This is a genomic window from Acinetobacter sp. YH01005, assembly GCF_013420465.1.
Taxonomy (GTDB): Bacteria; Pseudomonadota; Gammaproteobacteria; order Pseudomonadales; family Moraxellaceae; genus Acinetobacter; species Acinetobacter amyesii.
Map to the genome: position 1 here is coordinate 196723 of NZ_VOYA01000006.1, position 20619 is coordinate 217341.

Below are 20619 nucleotides of genomic sequence, written 5' to 3' on the forward strand. Positions count from 1 at the left end.
GTTTTTTGAATGAGAAGTGAGGAAAAGTCTCTAAGTTAAACCAGTTGTTGCAGATTTTTTAAACTGTAATTTATTTGCTGTAATGCATGTTGTAAGAGTTTAGGTTGAATATTGGATTCATTTAGACAGGTGATCCATTGCATCTGACAGGCTTTTAATTCTGCAATATCTGTGGCCTGTTGAATATTAAGAATTAATTTTTTTGCCATCAGCCCACAATAGCGCTGTAAGTAACTGCACATAAAGCTCTGTAACTCATCAAAATCATGCTCGATGAAATCAACGGTTTTTTCTGGCAATACTGGATTGTTCGTTGTCGTAGTTTTAGGTGTGGCTTGTTTGAATTGATGGGGTGTAGAGCTCATCGCATCCATTGGTAGGGGGGGCGTCAGTGCGTACTGTGTCTGAGTCTGAGGAACTTCCATCGTAGGCATTGAATGTTCATTAAAAGTCACATTTTTTTGCGCTGTGAGATCGGATGCAGGGCTAAAGGTATTGAGATCGGACGTATTGCTAGGCGCTATTTTAGGAGGATTAAAAGCAGAAAAATCGGAGCTTTGAAGGCGTTGATGATCATGTGCTGTAATCGGCTGAATCAGCTCGAGTTCCATCAGTTGCTCGAGCAATGTCGCTTCAGCAATGCGCTGCTGATAATGCACAGGCATTTGGTTAAAGTCATCAGTACCAATTAAGAGTAGCAGACGACGTTGTCTAGCATTTAATGCGAGCTGTCGGTCTTTTAATGTTTGAAAACCCAGCTCAGTTTTTTGATAGTTGAACATGCCTTAATTCCATAGCTCAAAAGAATTAAGGCAATCCTATGCAGTGATAATGACAGTAATATTAAGAAAATATTAAATAATCAATGATTTATAAAGTAATGACAGCAGAGTTTTCTAAAGCTTTACGTAAGTACGAGTCTAAGTCATCTTGACGTAATAGCCATTGCACATAGTCCGCAGGTAATTCTGCAATTGCGGTACCACGGTGTTTACCAAAATTAATACTGCGTGGAATGCGTGCATCTTCCGAAGCTTCAAATAGTTCTTCGATGCTGTTGATTTTTAAGTGATGGACGATATGCATCAAAATATTGGCAGTTAAAATAATATCCATATCTGCGCGGTGAGCTTTACGGATCATTTCACGTGCTTTTTCACTGCCTTTGGTGATCATATAAATCAAGGCAGAAATATTATGCGCTTCTGCATCAGGCCAAACACGACGAGCAAGGGCAAGGGTACAAATGGCTTTGATTTTTGAACCATCTACACCGCATTTTTCAAGCGCGCGAATATCATAGTCAATATTATGCCCAATGATATATGTCGTCTCTGATGGGAGTTCAAAACTACTGTAGTGGGGCTGACCTTCAAGATCTGATTCTAAAATATGATGTACAGCCATTGCTGCAAAAGAAATCGCTTCATCACAACGATAAAGTTGATCAAAAATTTTAGATTTATCTAGGGTAATTTTGGCATCTGCCACCTGAATTGGAGCATAGGCAATCTCGATGGGTTGTCCATTTAGTGTATGGGTTTCTGTGTCGAGAATGATGGCTTGCATGTCCAGTTCCAGCATGTTGAATAATGTTTATGAATGTACATGATCACATCCACACTGACAAACCCATGCTGTGATTATTTGTAGGAATATTATGAAGATGGCTGCGCAGTGTTTAAATAATCTGCTTTTATCGCATCTGCCGAAATAAAACCTTTACAGCGGGATAAAGCTAAACCATCTTCTAAATCGACTTGTTTTAAAGGCTTTTGTCCATCTTGATATCCAAAAATGTCGCTAAGTGGATTAAGCACTAGAGTATGTTCACGATCAATGGCATGGTGGTTTTTCGGCTTTACTTTTGTGCATATGTTTGTGTAGTTGGCAGGGGGTACAGCATTTTTGTTGATTTTACATTTTGCTTTAACCTCCGAAAAATAGCCCAATCTGTATCCAATGATCAGAAATATAAGTTCAGCCATTTTTCTGAGATCGGGGTGGCTGATGTATTCGGATACTGTTGATTAATATCAAGTTAAAACAAAGTGTTAATTCAAGGTTATTTTAGTATATTAAAATAAGAGTAGTTGCTTAAAAATTAGGCTTGAACAAAAGTTTGTTCCATGTATTTAATGATTCATATTCAATGAAAAATTGACTTTAAAACAACAAACAAAATGATCATGGAATGAAAATGCTGCGTTTAACGGTTTTAGTCAGCAGTGCGCTATTTTTAGCAGCCTGCGGTAATGATAGTAATGACCAACAATTTAGTAATCCTGAAACAAACGCTGATCTCAATCAGATCAAAAATCCAGTGGTAACTACAACCGCCTATAGTCAAGACAATATGTCTGCTGTGAGTGCAGACAGCCGTTTGATGACCTATAAAATGCTAGGAGTAGATGGCAAAGTTGTTCAAGCCACAGCCTTAGTCTTTACCCCAAAAACTGTTGCTCCGGCAGGTGGTTGGAAAATTGTGGCTTGGGCACATGGAACGACCGGTGTGGCTGATAAATGCGCTCCGAGCCGACAAGGTTTGCAAGGCACTGAATATTTATTGCAAATGTTATTGGCAAAGGGTTATGTCGTTGTGGCACCCGATTATGAAGGATTAGGGGAACCTAGTGGACGTGAAAACCATCCTTATCTGAATCTAAAAAGTGAAGCCTTTTCGATTACCGATGCCGTTGTCGCTGCTCGAAGTTATTTAACCAGCCAAGGTAAAACGGTGTCGAAGGATTGGGTGTCAATCGGGCATTCTCAAGGTGGTCAAGCCGTGTTAGGTGCAGCTGAATTCGCATCGCGTGCTGACTTAAACTATAAGGGAACGATTGCCATAGCACCTGCAAATAATCTTGCGCTCATTCTTGACGCAGGCGAGAAGTTAGCGGAAGGTAAACCTGCAACTGTGCAAAGTATGATTTATGCACCTTTAGACAGTTTTACTGCGCAGATTATTGCGGGTATGCAAGGGCATAAAAACAGTGTGGATTATTCAAAAGTATTTAGTGGACATTTGGCTGCGATTGCACCTCAGGCTGAAACAGTGTGTTCAGGTGAGTTAACCAAGTTAATTCAAGATGACATGCTCAGTTATGCGAGTCAGAACACGACTTTGGATAACTATGGACGCATGCAGTCTGATTTCTTAACTTTAAAGCCAATCCAAAACTTTATGAGTGAAGGTTCACAGCCTTTAACGACAGCGGTGAAAACGCCGATCATCATTTATCAAGGTAAAGCCGATCAGACCATTCCAGCAGATGCGACTAAATTTATGATTAGCCTTGCTAAGCCGGGAACATCGATTGACTACCGTGAGCAAGCGACAGCAGATCATATCAGTATTTATACCGATAATCTGGCAAATTTTGTGCAAGATGTAGAGACTCTCATGCCAAATCAATAAGTTGATTTGACTTAAATAGTGCTCGTGCAGATTCAACACGGGCATTATTTATTTAAAAACAGCACAAACTTCCCTCTCTTATTTCTAAAACTTCATGCTACAATACGCGCCAATCTTAGCACGGCTTAAAAGCCCTAATTTAATAGGACCTCGCTAATGTTTGCCAACACCTCTATTGCTCAATTTGACCCTGAATTAGCTCAAGCGATCTCGAATGAAGATGCTCGCCAAGAAGCGCACATTGAGTTAATCGCTTCAGAAAACTACTGTTCACCTGCAGTAATGGAAGCTCAAGGTTCAAAACTTACTAACAAATATGCAGAAGGCTACCCTGGTAAACGCTACTATGGCGGTTGCGAGTATGTAGACGTGATCGAACAATTGGCCATTGACCGTGCTAAAGAATTGTTTGGTGCTGATTATGCAAATGTTCAACCACACGCTGGCTCACAAGCAAACTCTGCAGTTTACCTTGCGCTACTTAACCCAGGCGATACAGTTTTAGGTATGAGCTTGGCTCACGGTGGTCACTTGACTCACGGTGCTAAAGTTAGTTTCTCTGGTAAAACTTACAACGCAATTCAATACGGTTTGAACCCAGAAACTGGCGAAATCGACTATGAAGAAGTTGAACGTTTAGCTGAAGAACACAAGCCAAAAATGATCGTGGCTGGTTTCTCTGCGTATAGCCAAGTTGTTGATTGGCAACGTTTCCGAGATATCGCGGACAAAGTTGGTGCTTACTTATTCGTAGATATGGCTCACGTAGCTGGTCTAGTTGCTGCTGGCGTTTACCCAAGCCCAGTACAAATTGCTGACGTAACAACAACGACTACTCATAAAACACTTCGTGGTCCACGTTCTGGTTTAATCCTTGCGAAAGCAAACGAAGAAATCGAGAAAAAATTACAATCAGCTGTATTCCCAGGTAACCAAGGTGGTCCTTTAGTTCACGCTATAGCGGCTAAAGCGATCTGCTTCAAAGAAGCAATGGCGCCTGAATATAAAGCTTACCAACAACAAGTTGTTAAGAATGCGCAAGCAATGGCTGAAGTTCTAATCGAACGTGGTTATGATGTTGTTTCTGGCGGTACTAAGAACCATTTGTTCTTATTATCTTTAATTAAACAAGACATTACTGGTAAAGAAGCAGATGCTTGGTTAGGTGCTGCTCACATTACTGTGAACAAAAACTCAGTACCAAACGACCCACGTTCTCCATTCGTGACTTCTGGTATCCGTATCGGTACACCTGCGGTAACAACACGTGGTTTTGGCGAAGCTGAAGTACGTGACCTTGCAGGCTGGATCGCTGACGTTCTAGACAGCAAAGGTGACGAAGCTGTAATTGCTGCAGTGAAAGAAAAAGTTGCTGCTGTTTGCGCTAAATTCCCAGTTTACGCAAAATAAAACAGACTTGAGAAAAGCCCCCTCAAGGGGGCTTTTTTTATGTCATCAGAAAAATTCAAAAGTTATCTAAACATTTATATTTCTGATATAACGGAATAAGAGATAACAAAAAATTTGCCCATCGCTATAGATCTGTTGGCAAGGTCGCAAAGGAACTTTATATGAAAAAACCCAATATTATTCTTTCAGAACAAGATTTACATCGCTTAGAAACCATGTTGGAGCATCAGTCTAAGTTGACGCCGACGATGGAGCATTTGGAAGATGAGATGGCGCGCGCTGAAGTGGTTGCTCCACAAGATGTCCCTGCCAATGTGGTGAGTATGAATGCCAAAGTTCTCATTAACATTGCACCTGCGACAGAAGCAACCGAAATTACACTGGTCTATCCACATGATTTTCGTGGCGATAAAGGTCAAGTCAATGTTTTGGCTCCAGTGGGCGCTGCCATTTTAGGTTTGGCTGAAGGGCAGGAAATAGAATGGCCGCAGCCTGATGGTCATACCATGAAAGTCAAAATCATTAAAGTGCTCTATCAACCTGAGCGTGAAGGGAATTATCTATAATTCCGCTGTGATATACAGATAAAATCCGCACACAAAGCCATCGATACCGATGGCTTTTTTATTTTTTCTTTATTGCATTTTTAGATATGAAATGTGCAAATGTTGTTAAGCAGATTTCATTACAACCATAGCAGTTTAACTTGGGAAAACTGTCAAATAATTGACAGAGTCATGGGCACGAAGTCGGCACACTGTATTTCAACAACACCATCGTTGCTTAATAATTTGAAGAATAAGGTAGAGCCCTATGACACAATTAGAATCGAATCATTACAATCCGGACTATCAATATCAGCATATTGAAGTAAAACCTGTAACCGGTCGTATTGGTGCCGAAATTTCTGGCATTCAGTTGTCTGGAAATTTAGACAAAAGCGTGGTCGATGAATTTAATCATGCACTATTAAAATATAAAGTTGTATTTGTGCGTGGACAGCAAGATCTCACCGATTTAGAACAAGAAGCCTTTGCACGACTTTTAGGTAATCCGTTGAATCACCCAAGTGTGCCACTCAAAGATGGTACAGCACATACTTTGTCAATTGACTCACGTGGTGGGCGTGCAGACTCGTGGCATACCGATATTACGTTTTTGCCCAATTATCCTAAAGCCACAATTTTAAGAAATGTAGTTGCACCTGAACATGGTGGCGATACGGTTTGGGCCAATACCGTGACCGCTTATGAAGATTTAAGTCCTGAGCTGCAAAAGTTGGCGGAACAATTACGCGCGGTGCATAGTAATAGTTATGACTATGCGGCGCCGAAAGGTCAGTACAATGAAGAAGGTCGCCATTTATTCCGTACCGCGGTAGAAGTGGAAACTGAGCATCCTTTGGTGCGTGTACATCCTGAAACAGGTGAAAAAAGTTTGGTTTTGGGTCACTTCTTTAAACGCTTCAGTGGATATAGTCCGGCACAGTCACGTCGTTTATTTGAACTGTTTCAAGAGCAAATCGTGCAATGGGAAAATGTTGTGCGTTGGCGCTGGGCGGTTGGTGATGTTGCCATTTGGGACAATCGTGCAACGCAGCATCGTGCCATCAATGACTATGGTGATGAGTTACGTATCGCCTCACGTGTCACCATTGAGGGTGATGTACCTGTCGATGTAAATGGTCAGCCGAGTACTGTGTTGAAGAATATACAAAACACGGACATTTCAAACTTGCGTTCAGAAGCAGGCCGTATTTATGAGAAAGCATCTTAAGTATTAGAGCGTCATTTAAAACAGCACAAAAATAGATAAATAATGCGAAAAACAATGGTTTTACATTTTTCAGCACTTGCCTAAGATCGATGAGATCTTAGGCATTTTTTTATAGACGTGAGCGATCAAAAGAACACAGCCCAACAGCATTTGTTGCAAATTTTGCGTAATGAAGACATCTTTCAGGGCTTTAGCGATCAGACTTTAGAACAGCTTGTACAACAGGTGAAATATTCACGTTTTCATGCACAGCAGCACATCTTAAAACAACAACAAATCGTGTAAGATATTAATATTTTGCTTTCAGGTACGCTACAAATTGGTTGGTTGCAAAATAATGGTGAATTGATTGTAAATGACTATATCCGTCGCCAGTCGGTATTTAATTTTGTCGCAGTCTTACAACAAAAGCCTTTGAATTATGATTATTTTGCTGCGACACATGTCGAGGTGGCAATCATTTCTGGAACAACGTTTTTAGCGGTTTTACAGCGTGATCCACAGGCGCTTTGGAATGTCGTGCAATCTCTCAGTCGACGTATGTATTTGATGTTTGAGCATAATCGTTATTTGAGAACGGCAACGCTAGAGCAGCGCATCGCAAGACATTTGATTCGACTCTATGAACAATATGGATGTCGGCAGGAAATTCCTTTGAGACTCAGTCAGCAGGAATTTGCAGAGTCATTTAATATTTCACGCCAAACGTTGAATAAACATTTACAGCAATTTGTCCAAACACAAGTGATCGCGTGGAATTATGGACAAATCGCGATTTTGGATCTTGAGCGTTTAAGGCAAATGAGTGAACTTGATGAATAACTAGATTTAAAATTTGACGAGAAGCCATGATCGCAAATGGCTTCATTGGCCTTACTTAGATTAGTGCTTACTGATTTTATCCAAATAACCCATCATAAAAGCAGAAAAAACAAAGGTTAAATGCATGATGATGTACCACATGATTTTGTCATTGGGGATGTTTTTCGCATCCATAAAAATACGCAATAAATGAATCGAAGAAATTGCCACGATTGATGCTGCAACTTTGAGTTTTAATGAATTGGCATCCATGGTGCCGAGCCAGTTCAAGCGATTGGTCGATTCATTTATTTTCAGTTGGGAAACAAAGTTTTCATAGCCTGAAAACATCACCATTACAATCAGTCCGCCCACCATAGTCATATCTACCAAAGAGAGGATGACTAAAATCAGGTCAGCTTCTGAATATTCTAAAATATGCGGAAGGACATGAATGACTTCTTGGAAAAATTTAATCGCGAGCAGTAATAGTGCAAAGGATAAACCAAAGTACACGGGAGCCAGAATCCAACGTGCTGCATACATTGTGTTATGGAAAAAACGTTCCATTTAAGCCTCTAAAATTATTGATCTAATATTTGGTTCTAAGGTATATGAATTAAATTTTACGATAATTTTGATAATAATTCATGTAGAGTCAGTTGTTTAATTTAAATCTAGATTGAATCTTTGGGTGTCTTAAGCTTGAATTCATCTGTGTAGGTCATCATATCCATTCAAATGATGCTGTATGGCTGCTTTGGCGGATCTATATGCAACGGTTGAATTTGATGGCGAAATTTGACTGATGAAATAGATGTATTTTTTGCAAAATACTACAAGACTTTTATGGCAAAACTTGTAGTATAAAAATGATTTTATTGAGTTTAATTGGCTATGTCACAAATTGATGTATTGGTGCCGTTAAAGGATATTACGGTAGATCGGGCGGAAGTGCTTTCGATTAAGCGGAATGACCTTGTGCCATTACTGACCGATCAATATCGTCTAAATCATTATGCAGATCAATTAATTCAAGCACAGTCGGTGCTGCTAGATGGTGTTGACCCTCAGTTGACGAAACAACTTAGTCAAACCATTGAGCAGTTGATTCAAGCCTTAGCCAATTCAAAAAAATATTTAAAAACACGCAAATTTAATGCCCTGCAAAAATGGTTAGGCATTGATTTGGAGTATGGTTCAGGACAAGTTGAATATTATAAAAATCTGGATCAATTGCTTGATCGGGCAAATCATCTGAGCCAAAAACTACAGTTAGAAATTCAAAAGTCCCAAGCACGTTTTAATCAACTACAAGGCTTACGTGAGCAAATGGCGCGATATATCGTCGCGGCTGAAGAGTTTTTGTTGGAATACCCACAGTTTGTGAAAAATCAGCATCCGCTTGATAACTTTGCAGAACGTTTATCGAAAAAGGTGAATACGTTGCAAACCTTACAAGCCAGTAATGATATTGCAATTACACAAATGCAGCTTTCTCAGCAGCTTTCTTTTGGATTATTAGATCGATATAAGGAAGCTCAGCAGGTGTTGATTCCAGCATGGCAATATCATGTGAAACAAAGTCGTCAAAGTAACTCGACAAGTTCATTGGAAAAGCTTGATAATAGCCGTGAAAATTTGATTAAAACTTTAAAAAAATCATTAGAGAATTCCTCTAAGTCTTAGAAATATAAGGTGAGTTATGACCGATTTAGATGCCAAAAATTTACCCGTTGAAGTAAGCAAAGAATTGACTGAAGAAAAGTTTCAGCAACTCAATTTGCAGGAAATTGGCTTACAAACTTCCGATTTTCACGAAGTCGAAGCTGCACGTAAGGAATTGGCAGATTTAAGTCATAATAGTGTTGCTGAATATGGTAAAAACATTGCCACCAAGACGTCGACCTATACCGATGAATTATTAAATTTGGTGCAAAATAAAGATCTAGATGCGACAGGTCAAAAGCTCAATCAGGTGGTACAAGTCGCACAGCAATTGAATACCACGAGCATTTTAAATAAATCTAAAAGCTCAGGATTTTTTGGTGGTTTACTGAGTAAATTTAAAGGTGCCAAGCAAAGTTTTGATCAGCACTTTAATACCACCAAAGAGCAAATTGATGCTTTGGTCAAAGAAATTGAAACTTCGCAAAATGGCTTAAAAGCGCGTGTAAATACCTTAGATAAAATGTTTGAAGGCGTGCAAGACGAATATAAACAATTAGGGGTGTATATTGCCGCAGGTAAGTTGAAAGAGCAGGAAATTCAACAGGAAATTGCGAGCTTAACGACACAAGTTCAAGATCAAACGACTACGCAAAAAGTTTATGACCTCAACCATTTGGCCAATAATCTTGAAAAACGTGTGAGTGATTTACAGATCTTGCAACAGTCTGCGATGCAGACCTTGCCGATGATTCGTATTATTCAATCCAACAATTTGATGTTGGTTGATAAATTTTATGCTATTAAAAATATCACCTTACCGGCTTGGAAAAACCAAATTAGCTTGGCGATTTCATTGCAAGAACAAAAGAACAGCGTGCAATTGGCAAATAGCATTGATGATGCGACCAATGACCTGTTAAAACGCAATGCAGATTTGTTGCATCAAAACTCTGTCGATACAGCGAAAGCCAATCAGCGTTCAGTGATTGATATTGACACACTTGAACATGTGCAAAATACCCTCATTAAAACCGTTAATGATGTGATTCAAATTCAGAAAGAAGGTGTACAAAAGCGTGAAGAAGCGACGACACGTATTCGTGCCTTACAAAATAATTTGAATCATTTAGTAATTGAATCGAGTGGTTCAAACCCTTCTTCATAAACGGTGAGGGAGGTGAAAATATAATCTGAAGGAGTATGTCTTTGCCTCCCATTGATGAATATTCGCTAAATCCGCAGCAACTGGAAACAGGGCTTCAAACCATTAAGAAGCGTCAACGTAATTTAACGTTATTGACCTTAACCAGTGTTTCTGTGCTGATCGTTTCGGCTGTGATGCTGTTTATTCAGCATGATATGGTCTATAGCTTTTTTGGCCTAAGTTCTAGCGTACAGCAACTGCATATCCCTGTTAGTGCAGGTGATTTGGCATATCAACTCGGTGAGTCCTCCGACTATTTTTCAAATTTTTTATCCTTTATTGGTTGGTTATTTCTCAAACTTATCGTTTCATTTATTGGCGCATTTTTCTTGGTTGGATTTCTAAAGAAATTTCAATTTTTTAGAATTCGATTCCAATCTTTTGTATTGAAATTTGTCGGCTGGATTTTATCGTTTATCGTGCTTTGGTCAGGCTTAACTTATGTGCAATATGACCTTAATCATGATGACCGTGCAGCAGATCAAAAATTGGTACATTATGAAAAAAATATTCAAGAAAGCCAGCTGGCTTTCGAGATGGAAGATGCACAATTGGCAAAACCCGTGCAAGCCTATTTACTTGCACAAGCTGCTTTGATGCATAAGCCTGTAGATCGTGCGACAGCAATTCCTTTGGTGCAATCCTTAATCAATGCCGAGCAACAAAATCCAGCAAAATTCCGTGAATACGGTTTTCAGCCTGAACAGCTCTGGGCGATGCAAAATCAGCTATTTGATAAAACCATGACACCGATGGCGCAAAGCGTGGAAAAACAAGTTCAGCAAGCCAATGTAGTAGAAGTTGTTGTACGTTGGTTGTTGATCACCGTGATGGTACTCACGCTGGTTTTGAGCTTAATTTTGTATCTACTATCTCAGCATTTCAAATCACGGATTAATCGAATTGAGCAGGGACTTCATTAACAGGCCTATTTTCTTTTTAGATCATTGCATTGCTCAGAATAAAAATCCCCATCAAATTGTATGGGGATTTTTGATCTTAGGTAGATTAACTTGCTCAATGAAACAGTTGTCGGAGTTCCTGTGTAGAAAAAGTCTGATCATTCACTTCGCCATCCACAAGGTAAAAAGGAATGGGGTGCTGTCCCTTTGATTTTACATATTGTGTAATTTCATGCTGACGGTCTGCAATATCTTTATTTTGAATTGAGCGCAGTACTTTTGAGCCATCTAAACCAATGCCTTCAATGATGCTTTTTAAAACCTGAATATCAGCAATATTTTGACCGTGTGCAAATAATGCATGGAATAAGGCTTGAGTCAGGGCATATTGATCCAGAATATTGTCCAAGGCCAAAATAGCTTGATGAGCTAGTTGACTGTTTGGCATACGTTTCATGTGCTCAATATTGACAATCACATCTTCGCTATAAGCGGCAAACTTTGTCATTTCGAGTTTTCGATTTGCTGCACTTGCGCCATACTTATTGGTTAAATACTACAGCACATCTAAGCCTTGTTCAGGAATTTCAGGAACGCGTTGAATCGGCAATAGCTCTACACGGGTTGCGGTATGTTCATTCCAGTTTTGTTTTAACTTTTGAAATGCGACATAACTCATGGGATAAACAATATCAAAGACAAATTCAATTTTCATTATTCTGCTCACTGTTGATTTTATACTTGTAGATCGATGGCTGATTGATGCAAGGGATTGATTGTGGCTTTATTGATGGAACTCAAAAGCAGTCAAATCACCTGATATTTCATTTGATTTAATGCCGTCTTGCTGAAATGAAACTTAAAGCTTTATAAAGATTTTGTAATTAATCAGGACGTAAGTGGGTCTTGCGCAGGCTTGGTGTGATTTCAATAAAAAAGAAAAAAATGAGGGATTTATCACGATATATATGTACGAAATAAATCATTTTAATGTTAATATAGGCCCATATATTTATGATTTAGAAAGAAATTCAATCATTTGATTTGTAAAACCGATTAATTTTATAAAAACAAACCGTTTCACCTATTTAATGGTTTGTTCTATCATTCTCTCATCAAATAAATTTACTCCTCTGGAGACGTTAGCAATGTTAGATCAAAATACTTCTGCTCAATTAAAAACCTTACTTGAACGCCTTGAAGGCCCGATTGAAATCGTCGCGACTTTAAACGGCACGGACAAATCAGACAAAATTAAAGAATTGGTGACCGAAGTTGCTGCCTTATCTGATTTAGTGACTGCACGTTTTGACGGTAACAACAGCCGTGCGCCAAGCTTTGGTATTGCAAAAGCAGGTGAAACACCACGTGTATTCTTCGCAGGTCTACCGATGGGCCACGAATTCACTTCTTTGATTTTGGCATTGTTACAAACCTCTGGTTATGCACCGAAAGTTTCTGACGAAGTACTGAATACCATTAAAGGTTTAGGTCTTAAAACTGACTTTGATGTGTTCGTATCACTCAGCTGCCATAACTGTCCTGACGTGGTTCAAGCCTTGAACCTAATTGCGATCTATAACCCAGGTACAACTGCAACCATGATTGATGGTGCATTCTTCCAAGACGAAGTGGAAGAACGCAAAATCATGGCTGTACCGATGGTATTCCAAGACGGCAACCACATCGGTCAAGGTCGTATGACCTTGGAAGAAATCATTGCGAAATTGGATACCAACTCTGCCGCAAAAGATGCTGAAAAGTTAAATGCCAAAGAAGCCTTTGATGTTCTTGTGATTGGTGGCGGCCCTGCGGGGAATACTTCTGCAATCTATGCAGCACGTAAAGGCATTAAAACAGGTATCGTGGCTGAACGCATGGGCGGTCAGGTCATGGATACGATGGACATTGAAAACTTCACGTCGATTCAAAAGACTCAAGGTCCTAAGTTTGCTGCTGAAATGGAAGCACATGTACGTGAGTACGGTGTGGACATTATGAACTTGCAACGTGTATCTGACATCAAAGGTGCTGACCAAACAGCTAATGGCTTAGTTGAAGTGACTTTAGAGAATGGTGCAAAACTTGAATCTAAAACAGTGATTCTTTCAACAGGTGCACGCTGGAGAGAGATGAATGTTCCAGGTGAGCAAGAATACCGTACTCGTGGTGTAGCTTACTGCCCACACTGTGACGGTCCATTGTTTAAAGGTAAACGTGTTGCGGTGATTGGTGGTGGTAACTCAGGTGTCGAAGCGGCGATTGACCTTGCTGGTATTGTAGAACATGTAACACTCGTTGAGTTTGATACTAAGCTTCGTGCTGACCAAGTCCTTCAAGATAAGTTAAACAGCTTACCGAACACCACTGTGATCATGAATGCATTGTCTACAGAAGTGGTTGGTGATGGTTCACAAGTGACTGCATTGAACTACAAAGACCGTGCAACTGATGAAATCAAAACGATTGAATTGGCAGGTATCTTTGTACAAATCGGTTTGTTACCAAACACTGATTTCTTAAAAGAAACAGCAGTTGAACTTTCAAACCGTGGTGAGATCGTAATTAACGAGCGTAACGAAACCAATGTGAAAGGTGTATTTGCTGCAGGTGACTGTACAACAGTACCGTACAAACAAATCATCATTGCAACAGGTGAAGGCGCGAAAGCATCATTATCTGCTTTTGATTACATCATCCGCTCTGGTCAATAAAAGAAAGGCCAGTGTGTTTCGAGAAACACGCTGGCCGCGCTGAATGTTGTCATTTGAATATTATTTTTCTTAATATTCTCGTTTTACAGGAACTTTGGATGCTAACACTGGAGTTCCTTTTTTTTGTCTGCAAAATTAGGATTCAAAAATGTCCCCACACATTTTGAATCCTATTCGTTGCCCAGCTATTTTTGTTTTACAACCTTATTTTTATACTTTCCCCAAGGTTGTTTCTCTATAAAATATAAAGCGGAGTATGCAATTAATATACCAATCACATCACGAATTTAAGATTTAAATAAATTCAAACCTTTAAACTTCTCCATTAACTGCTCATCTGTCTCCATGTATTCAGGATGAGGCACAATGCACTCAATCGGACAAACTGAAACACAAGTTTGGTGCGCATAGAAACCGACGCATTCAGTACAACGTGCGACATCGATTTCATAAATCTTTGAGCCTTCATAAATGGCATCATTGGGACATTCAGGTAGACACATGTCACAATTGATGCATTTGTCTGTAATCAACAAAGCCATAAAGTAAACTCAAGCCTGATAAGCTAAAGTTGAAGCCGAAATATCCACTGTCGAATTGGGTAAGTTACGAATCAGTAAGGCGTATCGCATATCCACATCGGCAGGTACAGGAATATCCACGATATGACCTGAACCTTTGGCATCGTCAATTAGATTACCTTTTTTATCTTTCATTTCAGTTAAAACGAAGGTGATGTTGCCTGAAGTGGTCATCAGTTCTAAAGAATCACCTACAACAAAACGGTTTTTCACTTCGATTTTAAGAGAGTCACCATTGCGTTCTAAGACTTCACCTACAAACTGTTGATGATCAAAACGTGAAGAGCCGGTTTCATAGTTTTGATATTCACTATGTACATGGCGGCGTAGAAAACCTTCGGTATAACCACGGTTCGCAAGACCTTCAAGCTGAGACATGAGAGCAGGGTCAAATGGTTTACCAGAAAGGGCATCATCGATGGCTTTACGATAAATTTGAGCGGTACGCGCACAGTAGAAATAAGACTTGGTACGGCCTTCAATTTTTAAAGAATGAATGCCCATTTTGGTTAAACGGTCAACATGCTGTACAGCACGCAAGTCTTTCGAGTTCATGAAATAAGTGCCATGTTCATCTTCTTCGGCAGCAAACATGTCTTCTTCATTGCGTTGTAATAAAACCGGCTCGCCGAATTGGTGTTGTTCTAGGGCGTGTTGCTCATCGGCATTTTTATTATTGCAGCATGATGATTCTTTAATTTGTGTGACTGGAATAACATCACCAGTTTCATCTTCAACTGCATCGTGAATTTTATAATCCCATCGGCATGCATTGGTACATGCACCTTGGTTTGCATCACGTTTATTCATATAGCCAGAAAGTAAGCAACGACCGGAGTAAGCCATACATAATGCACCATGTACGAAAACTTCAATTTCCATATCAGGTACATTGTGTTTAATTTCTTCAATTTCTTCGATTGATAATTCACGTGACAGAATGACACGTGTCAGTCCCATATTTTTCCAAAATTTAACCGTTGCCCAGTTCACCGCATTGGCTTGGACAGACAAATGAATGGAAACTTCTGGAAAATGTTCACGCACCATCATGATCAGACCAGGGTCAGACATGATCAGTGCATCAGGATTCATGGCAACCACAGGTTCAAGGTCACGGATGAAATTTTTCAGTTTTGAGTTATGCGGTTGGATGTTTACCACCACATAAAACTTTTTCCCTAAGGCATGAGCTTCTTCAATGCCAATTTTTAAATTGTCATGGTCGAAAGCATTATTGCGCACACGTAAGCTATATCGCGGCTGACCTGCATACACGGCATCTGCGCCATAAGCAAAAGCGTAGCGCATGTTTTTCAATGAGCCAGCAGGTGAGAGGAGTTCGGTTACGTGTTGAATCGTCATGTCAATAAAGGCATAAAAAATTTATGGCTTTATTGTAGTGATCTAAAAAAAGGATTCAACCAAGTATTTTAGTTGGGTTTTCAAGATATTCCGTTTTCCAAATGTTTTAAAATTTGGCAATCATTAATTTGACTGGTTTCATTACAACTGGCACGGAGCTTACTTAACTGTATTTTAAAATTTTCTAATTCTTTAATTTTTTCAGAAACTTGACGAATGTGATTATCAATTAATTCATTCACAGCATGACAGCTTTGCGTAGGGGATTGCTCAAGTTCAAGCAGGGTTTGAATCTCGGTGAGAGAAATATCGAGGTTTCGACAGCGCTTAATAAAAACCAAACGTTTGTACATTTCTTCATCATAATAGCGATAATTGTTGTCTGCGCGGAAGCTAGGTTTCAGCAGTTTTTTCTTTTCATAAAAGCGAATACTGTCAATGCTTACCCCAGATTTGGTGGACAATTCTTTAATCAAATAATGTTTTTGTACGTTCATGCTTGACCTTGGAGTGAGTCCATAGTTTTGAATAAGAGTAATACAAATCCATTGATTTTAAAATTGGAGCACATTTATGGCATGTACATGTAGTCATGAGCCAGCACCAAACAAACCCAACAGTAAATTTCGTATCGCACTTTGGATTGCCTTAATCATTAACGCCATGATGTTTTTGGTGGAGCTGATTGGTGGGGCTTATGCACATTCTTCTGCGCTTTGGGCGGACTCGCTGGATTTCTTTGGTGATGCTGTAAATTATGGGGTTTCATTAGCCGTGCTTGGCGCCAGTTTATATTGGCGTGCAACAGTTGCCTTGGTGAAAGGTTTTGTTATGGCAGCGTTTGGTATCGTGGTGATTGCCAAAGTGCTCTATGCCTATGCCAATGGGATCGCTCCTGAACCGATCACCATGGGTGTGATTGGTATTTTGGCCTTAGTCGCTAATGTCATTTGTGCATATGTTTTATATGCCTTCCGAGAAGGCGACTCCAATATGCAATCCGTTTGGCTATGTAGCCGTAATGATGCGATTGGTAATGTCGCGGTGATCTTGGCGGCTGTTGGGGTATTTGGTACAGGCAGTCTATGGCCAGATTTGATTGTGGCCGCAATCATGGCAATTTTAGGTTTAACGGGCGGTTATCAGGTGATTCGAAAAGCACTGCAAGAGCGTAAGCAAAAAGATATTATGAGTACCCCTTGCTCTTAAATACTTACTCTTAAATCCACCGTTAATGGCATTCATTTTATCCATGTTTTTAACGCAGATGAAGAGTCGTTAAGTCGCTAGTTGATATTAAAATAGCAGTCAGTTTTATACTAATTTTTCCTGACTGCTAATTTGATAAATCTTCTGAAATCAGACTGTATTTAATGGGGTGCTCAGGTTTTATCTACAGACTCCCATTAAGTTATGCTTTACAATAGCGCGCGAAAATCATGTTTAAAAATTAGGTTTTCTACCTTAAAAGCTTTATGTTTAGGCTCCATTGGTGCATCAGGTAAATTAAATGTCGAAAAAGCAAGACATCATTAACGTTGCGCTCCAACTCTTCAATTCTTATAGCTATAACTCGATTGGTATAGATCGAATTATTGGGGAATCGGGCGTTGCTAAAATGACGTTTTATAAATATTTCCCCTCTAAAGCCAAATTAATTGAAGAATGTCTCGTGATTCGAAATCTTAATTTACAGGAATCACTTGAAGCTGCTATTGCAGAATGTGATCCAGAAGACCATCTTTCGCATATTAAAACCATTTTTGCTTGGTACGATGCTTGGTTTCATACTGCAGATTTCAATGGTTGTATGTTTCAAAAAGCAGTAGAAGAAATATCTAAAGTTTATCCTTCGTCATTACAACCTGCGATCGATTATAAAGACTGGCTCAAATCAAAACTAAGTACTGCTTTGCAAAATCTGGGCATTCAGCAAACTGAACAACTAGCTGCATTTCTGAGTAGTATTTTGGATGGCATGACCATCCAAGCCCAAATTGACCCCAACCAAGTGCATTTAGCAGAGTATTGGAAGCGAGTCGAAACCTTAATTCGTTTGGAATTGGCGGCTTAAAATTTGCTTGTAGGCATCTGGGTTTTAAATCTAGAGACGACTTATTTGTATTGATTAACCATCAATTTTTTTCACATAACTTAAGATTCTAAGAAAATAAAAAGCGCGATTATTTGGGGTAATCGCGCTTTGCTGACAATTGTGCGTTCAAATCATTCACTTTGTTAGCTTAAGTCAATGATTTGATTATCGAACGTTTTATACGTTTTCTCTCATTTATATTTTTACCCTCTGAATGCTAAATTCATTCGGTTTTTGCAGCAAAATAGACAGACTTGTCTGTTTTTTTGAATTATAGGGGATCTTAGGTGAATTACAAGACAGGAAAGAAAGGTTTGTGTGTTTTTTAATCTAGCTTAAGTTTAAATTAATCCACTATTTTTAAAAATAATATTAAAAATTTGATCATTAAGCTCGATGTAAATTAGATGATAAAACTATTTTTACACTTGTGTGAATGACGCTGCTCGTTGGATGCAAGAGCATGGTCTAAGACCATTTTGTGAATATTTTATATGCAAAAAGTATTTAGTGAGTGGGTTCTCAGCTTTTTAGTTTTAAGTGAATTTTTGAATCGTGGATTTTACATAACGAAACATCTTCTATGGTTTTAAGCATTAATTTTATTGATGAATTTGACTAAACTAGCAGCAGAATTATTTCCATGATTACAATTTAGAATTTTTATTATGTTAGGCAAAATATTTGCTGTATTAGAACAATTGGGGCTATCCGCCCAAAAACGTGCCATTCATGTGCAATTTTCCAACCCTGCGTTGAATGATGAGCTTTTTATTCAACGTATTGATGGGGAGCATATCTTAAACCAAGGCGTGCAAGCGACTTTGATTTGCCTATCTACCAATGCCCTTATTCCATTAAAACAATTTATTGGCGCACAAGTCGCCGTTGATCAAGTGACCGATCAGGGCGAACTCTTCCGTACAACGGGTATTATTACCGAAGCCACCCAAGGGCAGAGTGACGGTTCACTCACGCTGTATAAACTCACTTTAGAAGATGCAACATCGCTGTGGCATAAGCGCCGCAACAGCCGTGTGTTTATGAACAAATCGGTGCGCGATGTTAGTGAAACAATCTTCAAAGAATGGCAAAGCAAAAGTCCGCTCTTTGCTGCCAGTCTAACGCTTGATCTAAGCGGTTTAAGCCAAAACTATGATGTACGACCTTTCATCATGCAGTCGAATGAAAGCGATTATGACTTTTTAACCCGCCTTTGGCGCAGTGAAGGCATCAACTGGCTCATCGATGAAGCGCAGCTGAAAGTGCCACATTCCTCAGCGCCAATTGAAAAACAAAAACTCCGCCTGATTGATGACAATAGCCAATATCAAGCACTCAGCCGTCGTAGCATCCGCTTTCATCGTTCTAGTGCAACAGAAAAACAAGACAGCATCACCAGCTTGATTGGTGAACGTAGCATTCAGCCGACTGCGGTACACATACAGCGCTGGCAAGCCGATGGTCTCAGCCAAGAAGAAGGCGCAGGTTCAGTTCAAAGTAAACATCAGCATAGCCAAAGCCAAGACAATGCCAGCTTAAGTTTGGAACAAGCATGGCATATCAGCCCTGCATGGATGCAGGACTTAAAAGGCGAAGACCAAGCTACCGCTTCATCCAATAGCCAAATTGAAAAATTGAATCAAAACCTAACGCGCTACCACGAGCTACAATCTAAAAAATTCAATGCACAATCGACCGTGCGTGATACCCAAGTCGGTTATTGGTTTGAATTGAATGAACACCCAGAAATCGATCAACACAGTGGTGCAGACAAACAATTTTTAATTACAGAAAAGAAATTCTATAACCAAAATAACTTACCCAAAGACCTCTCTGAACAAGTCAATCAACTGATTGAACAAAGCCAGTGGAACATTAAACCGATCCATGAACAGGCCGAGCGTCAGGCCAATCAGCTCACATTACAACGCCGCAATATTTCGACCGTTCCTGAATATAACCCACTCGAACACCGTCCAAGCACCCATCCGCAACGCGCCAAAGTCGTTGGGCCAAGTGGTGAAGAAATACATGTCGATGAATGGGGACGAATCAAAGTCCGCTTCTTATTTACTCGTGGTGGTGACCACAGCCATGATGGCGGAGCAGGCAGCAATGACAATGACACAGATTCTGCATGGGTAGATGTGCTTACACCATGGGCAGGTGAAGGTTATGGCGCACGCTTCTTGCCACGCATTAATGAAATCGTGGTCATCGATTTCTTTGACGGCAACATCGACCGCCCATTTGTGGTGGGGCGTATACATGAAGCACAGCGCAGTCCAACCCAATTTGATAGTAAAGGCAAACTGCCAGACACCAAAAAACTAGCTGGAATAAAAAGTAAGGAAGTACAAGGCGAAGGCTTTGGACAACTACGTTTTGACGACACGACGGGACAAATCTCGACACAATTACAAAGCACCCATGGCGCGACTCAGCTCAACCTCGGTAACCTCAGTCATCCCAAAGAAACCGCAGAAAGTGACGGTCGAGGCGAAGGCTTTGAACTGAGAACCGACCAATGGGGCGCAGTACGAGCAGGACAAGGGCTCCTTGTCAGCACACACCCACAACAACAAGCAGCAGCAATGCACCTCGACGCACAAGCGGCGAAAGAACAAATCGAAGCGAACTTAAACAGCAGCAAAGCCTTAAGTGAAGTGGCGAAAAACC

The 20619-nt window shown here is 39.9% G+C and carries 22 protein-coding genes; 13 read left to right on the top strand and 9 right to left on the bottom strand.

Translation table 11 applies throughout. From position 1 onward, the window contains the following. Positions 1–35 precede the first annotated feature (35 nt). From FTT72_RS06085 to FTT72_RS06095, 3 genes are all read right to left on the bottom strand, one after another. A complete protein-coding gene (locus FTT72_RS06085; RefSeq protein ID WP_180178037.1) occupies positions 36–782 on the bottom strand; it encodes a hypothetical protein in 747 nt (248 codons plus the stop codon). An 88-nt stretch (positions 783–870) separates the two neighbouring features. Beyond that, a complete protein-coding gene (locus FTT72_RS06090) occupies positions 871–1569 on the bottom strand; it encodes a DUF3820 family protein (RefSeq protein WP_180178038.1) in 699 nt (232 codons plus the stop codon). 89 nt (positions 1570–1658) lie between these two features. After that, positions 1659–1952 carry a hypothetical protein gene (locus tag FTT72_RS06095; RefSeq protein ID WP_180041538.1) on the bottom strand — a complete coding sequence of 98 codons (294 nt, stop codon included), beginning with the start codon at positions 1950–1952 and terminating at the stop codon, positions 1659–1661. Positions 1953–2194: 242 nt separating this feature from the next. Here FTT72_RS06095 and FTT72_RS06100 point away from each other — a divergent pair, with 242 nt between their 5' ends. The 6 genes from FTT72_RS06100 to FTT72_RS06125 all read left to right on the top strand — a co-directional run bounded on the left by FTT72_RS06100 (position 2195) and on the right by FTT72_RS06125 (position 7426). After that, the gene (locus tag FTT72_RS06100) at positions 2195–3418 is read left to right on the top strand and encodes an alpha/beta fold hydrolase (protein ID WP_180041539.1); all 1224 of its coding nucleotides are present in this window, start codon (positions 2195–2197) and stop codon (positions 3416–3418) included. Positions 3419–3574: 156 nt separating this feature from the next. Further along, a complete protein-coding gene (glyA, locus tag FTT72_RS06105) occupies positions 3575–4828 on the top strand; it encodes a serine hydroxymethyltransferase (RefSeq protein ID WP_180178039.1) in 1254 nt (417 codons plus the stop codon). A 161-nt stretch (positions 4829–4989) separates the two neighbouring features. Then, the gene (gene rnk, locus FTT72_RS06110; protein ID WP_078192900.1) at positions 4990–5394 is read left to right on the top strand and encodes a nucleoside diphosphate kinase regulator; all 405 of its coding nucleotides are present in this window, start codon (positions 4990–4992) and stop codon (positions 5392–5394) included. A 247-nt stretch (positions 5395–5641) separates the two neighbouring features. After that, positions 5642–6604, top strand: a complete 963-nt coding sequence (locus tag FTT72_RS06115) for a TauD/TfdA family dioxygenase (protein ID WP_180178040.1) — start codon at positions 5642–5644, stop codon at positions 6602–6604. Between the two features lie 117 nt (positions 6605–6721). Further along, complete coding sequence (locus FTT72_RS06120) at positions 6722–6889, top strand: hypothetical protein (RefSeq protein ID WP_180178041.1); 168 nt, start codon at positions 6722–6724, stop codon at positions 6887–6889. 12 nt (positions 6890–6901) lie between these two features. Then, a complete protein-coding gene (locus FTT72_RS06125; protein ID WP_180178042.1) occupies positions 6902–7426 on the top strand; it encodes a Crp/Fnr family transcriptional regulator in 525 nt (174 codons plus the stop codon). A gap of 60 nt (positions 7427–7486) precedes the next feature. On the opposite strand, the gene FTT72_RS06130 is transcribed toward FTT72_RS06125, so the two are convergent. Continuing rightward, a complete protein-coding gene (locus FTT72_RS06130; RefSeq protein ID WP_078189122.1) occupies positions 7487–7975 on the bottom strand; it encodes a TIGR00645 family protein in 489 nt (162 codons plus the stop codon). 327 nt (positions 7976–8302) lie between these two features. Here FTT72_RS06130 and FTT72_RS06135 point away from each other — a divergent pair, with 327 nt between their 5' ends. The 3 genes from FTT72_RS06135 to FTT72_RS06145 are packed head-to-tail and all read left to right on the top strand — an operon-like array spanning position 8303 to position 11203. Then, on the top strand, positions 8303–9094 hold the full coding sequence (locus FTT72_RS06135; protein ID WP_078189121.1) for a tellurium resistance protein: 792 nt from the start codon (positions 8303–8305) through the stop codon (positions 9092–9094). Between the two features lie 16 nt (positions 9095–9110). Next, entirely contained in the window at positions 9111–10241 is a 1131-nt protein-coding gene (locus FTT72_RS06140) for a toxic anion resistance protein (RefSeq protein WP_180163520.1), read from the top strand. 41 nt (positions 10242–10282) lie between these two features. Beyond that, positions 10283–11203 carry a hypothetical protein gene (locus tag FTT72_RS06145; RefSeq protein ID WP_180178051.1) on the top strand — a complete coding sequence of 307 codons (921 nt, stop codon included), beginning with the start codon at positions 10283–10285 and terminating at the stop codon, positions 11201–11203. A gap of 94 nt (positions 11204–11297) precedes the next feature. Here the strand turns inward: FTT72_RS06145 and FTT72_RS06150 are convergent, their stop codons facing one another. Both FTT72_RS06150 and FTT72_RS16280 read right to left on the bottom strand, forming a co-directional pair. Next, positions 11298–11690: a DsbA family protein gene (locus FTT72_RS06150; protein ID WP_257233403.1), complete on the bottom strand. Its 393-nt coding sequence runs from the start codon at positions 11688–11690 to the stop codon at positions 11298–11300. A gap of 48 nt (positions 11691–11738) precedes the next feature. Continuing rightward, positions 11739–11897 carry a hypothetical protein gene (locus tag FTT72_RS16280; RefSeq protein ID WP_257222656.1) on the bottom strand — a complete coding sequence of 53 codons (159 nt, stop codon included), beginning with the start codon at positions 11895–11897 and terminating at the stop codon, positions 11739–11741. A 433-nt stretch (positions 11898–12330) separates the two neighbouring features. On the opposite strand from FTT72_RS16280, the gene ahpF reads away from it, so the two are divergent. After that, positions 12331–13896: an alkyl hydroperoxide reductase subunit F gene (ahpF, locus tag FTT72_RS06155; RefSeq protein WP_078189029.1), complete on the top strand. Its 1566-nt coding sequence runs from the start codon at positions 12331–12333 to the stop codon at positions 13894–13896. 287 nt (positions 13897–14183) lie between these two features. On the opposite strand, the gene FTT72_RS06160 is transcribed toward ahpF, so the two are convergent. From FTT72_RS06160 to FTT72_RS06170, 3 genes are all read right to left on the bottom strand, one after another. Beyond that, positions 14184–14438, bottom strand: coding sequence for a YfhL family 4Fe-4S dicluster ferredoxin (locus tag FTT72_RS06160; protein WP_168379317.1), 255 nt, complete (start codon positions 14436–14438; stop codon positions 14184–14186). A 9-nt stretch (positions 14439–14447) separates the two neighbouring features. Beyond that, positions 14448–15842 carry a tRNA 5-hydroxyuridine modification protein YegQ gene (gene yegQ / locus FTT72_RS06165; RefSeq protein ID WP_180010889.1) on the bottom strand — a complete coding sequence of 465 codons (1395 nt, stop codon included), beginning with the start codon at positions 15840–15842 and terminating at the stop codon, positions 14448–14450. 80 nt (positions 15843–15922) lie between these two features. Then, on the bottom strand, positions 15923–16339 hold the full coding sequence (locus FTT72_RS06170) for a Cd(II)/Pb(II)-responsive transcriptional regulator (RefSeq protein ID WP_168379319.1): 417 nt from the start codon (positions 16337–16339) through the stop codon (positions 15923–15925). Between the two features lie 76 nt (positions 16340–16415). Here FTT72_RS06170 and FTT72_RS06175 point away from each other — a divergent pair, with 76 nt between their 5' ends. From FTT72_RS06175 to FTT72_RS06185, 3 genes are all read left to right on the top strand, one after another. Further along, entirely contained in the window at positions 16416–17051 is a 636-nt protein-coding gene (locus tag FTT72_RS06175; RefSeq protein ID WP_180178043.1) for a cation transporter, read from the top strand. A gap of 301 nt (positions 17052–17352) precedes the next feature. Then, a complete protein-coding gene (locus FTT72_RS06180) occupies positions 17353–17916 on the top strand; it encodes a TetR/AcrR family transcriptional regulator (protein ID WP_180056092.1) in 564 nt (187 codons plus the stop codon). Positions 17917–18605: 689 nt separating this feature from the next. Beyond that, on the top strand, positions 18606–20619 hold a 2014-nt coding region (locus FTT72_RS06185), incomplete at its 3' end, for a type VI secretion system Vgr family protein (protein WP_180178044.1).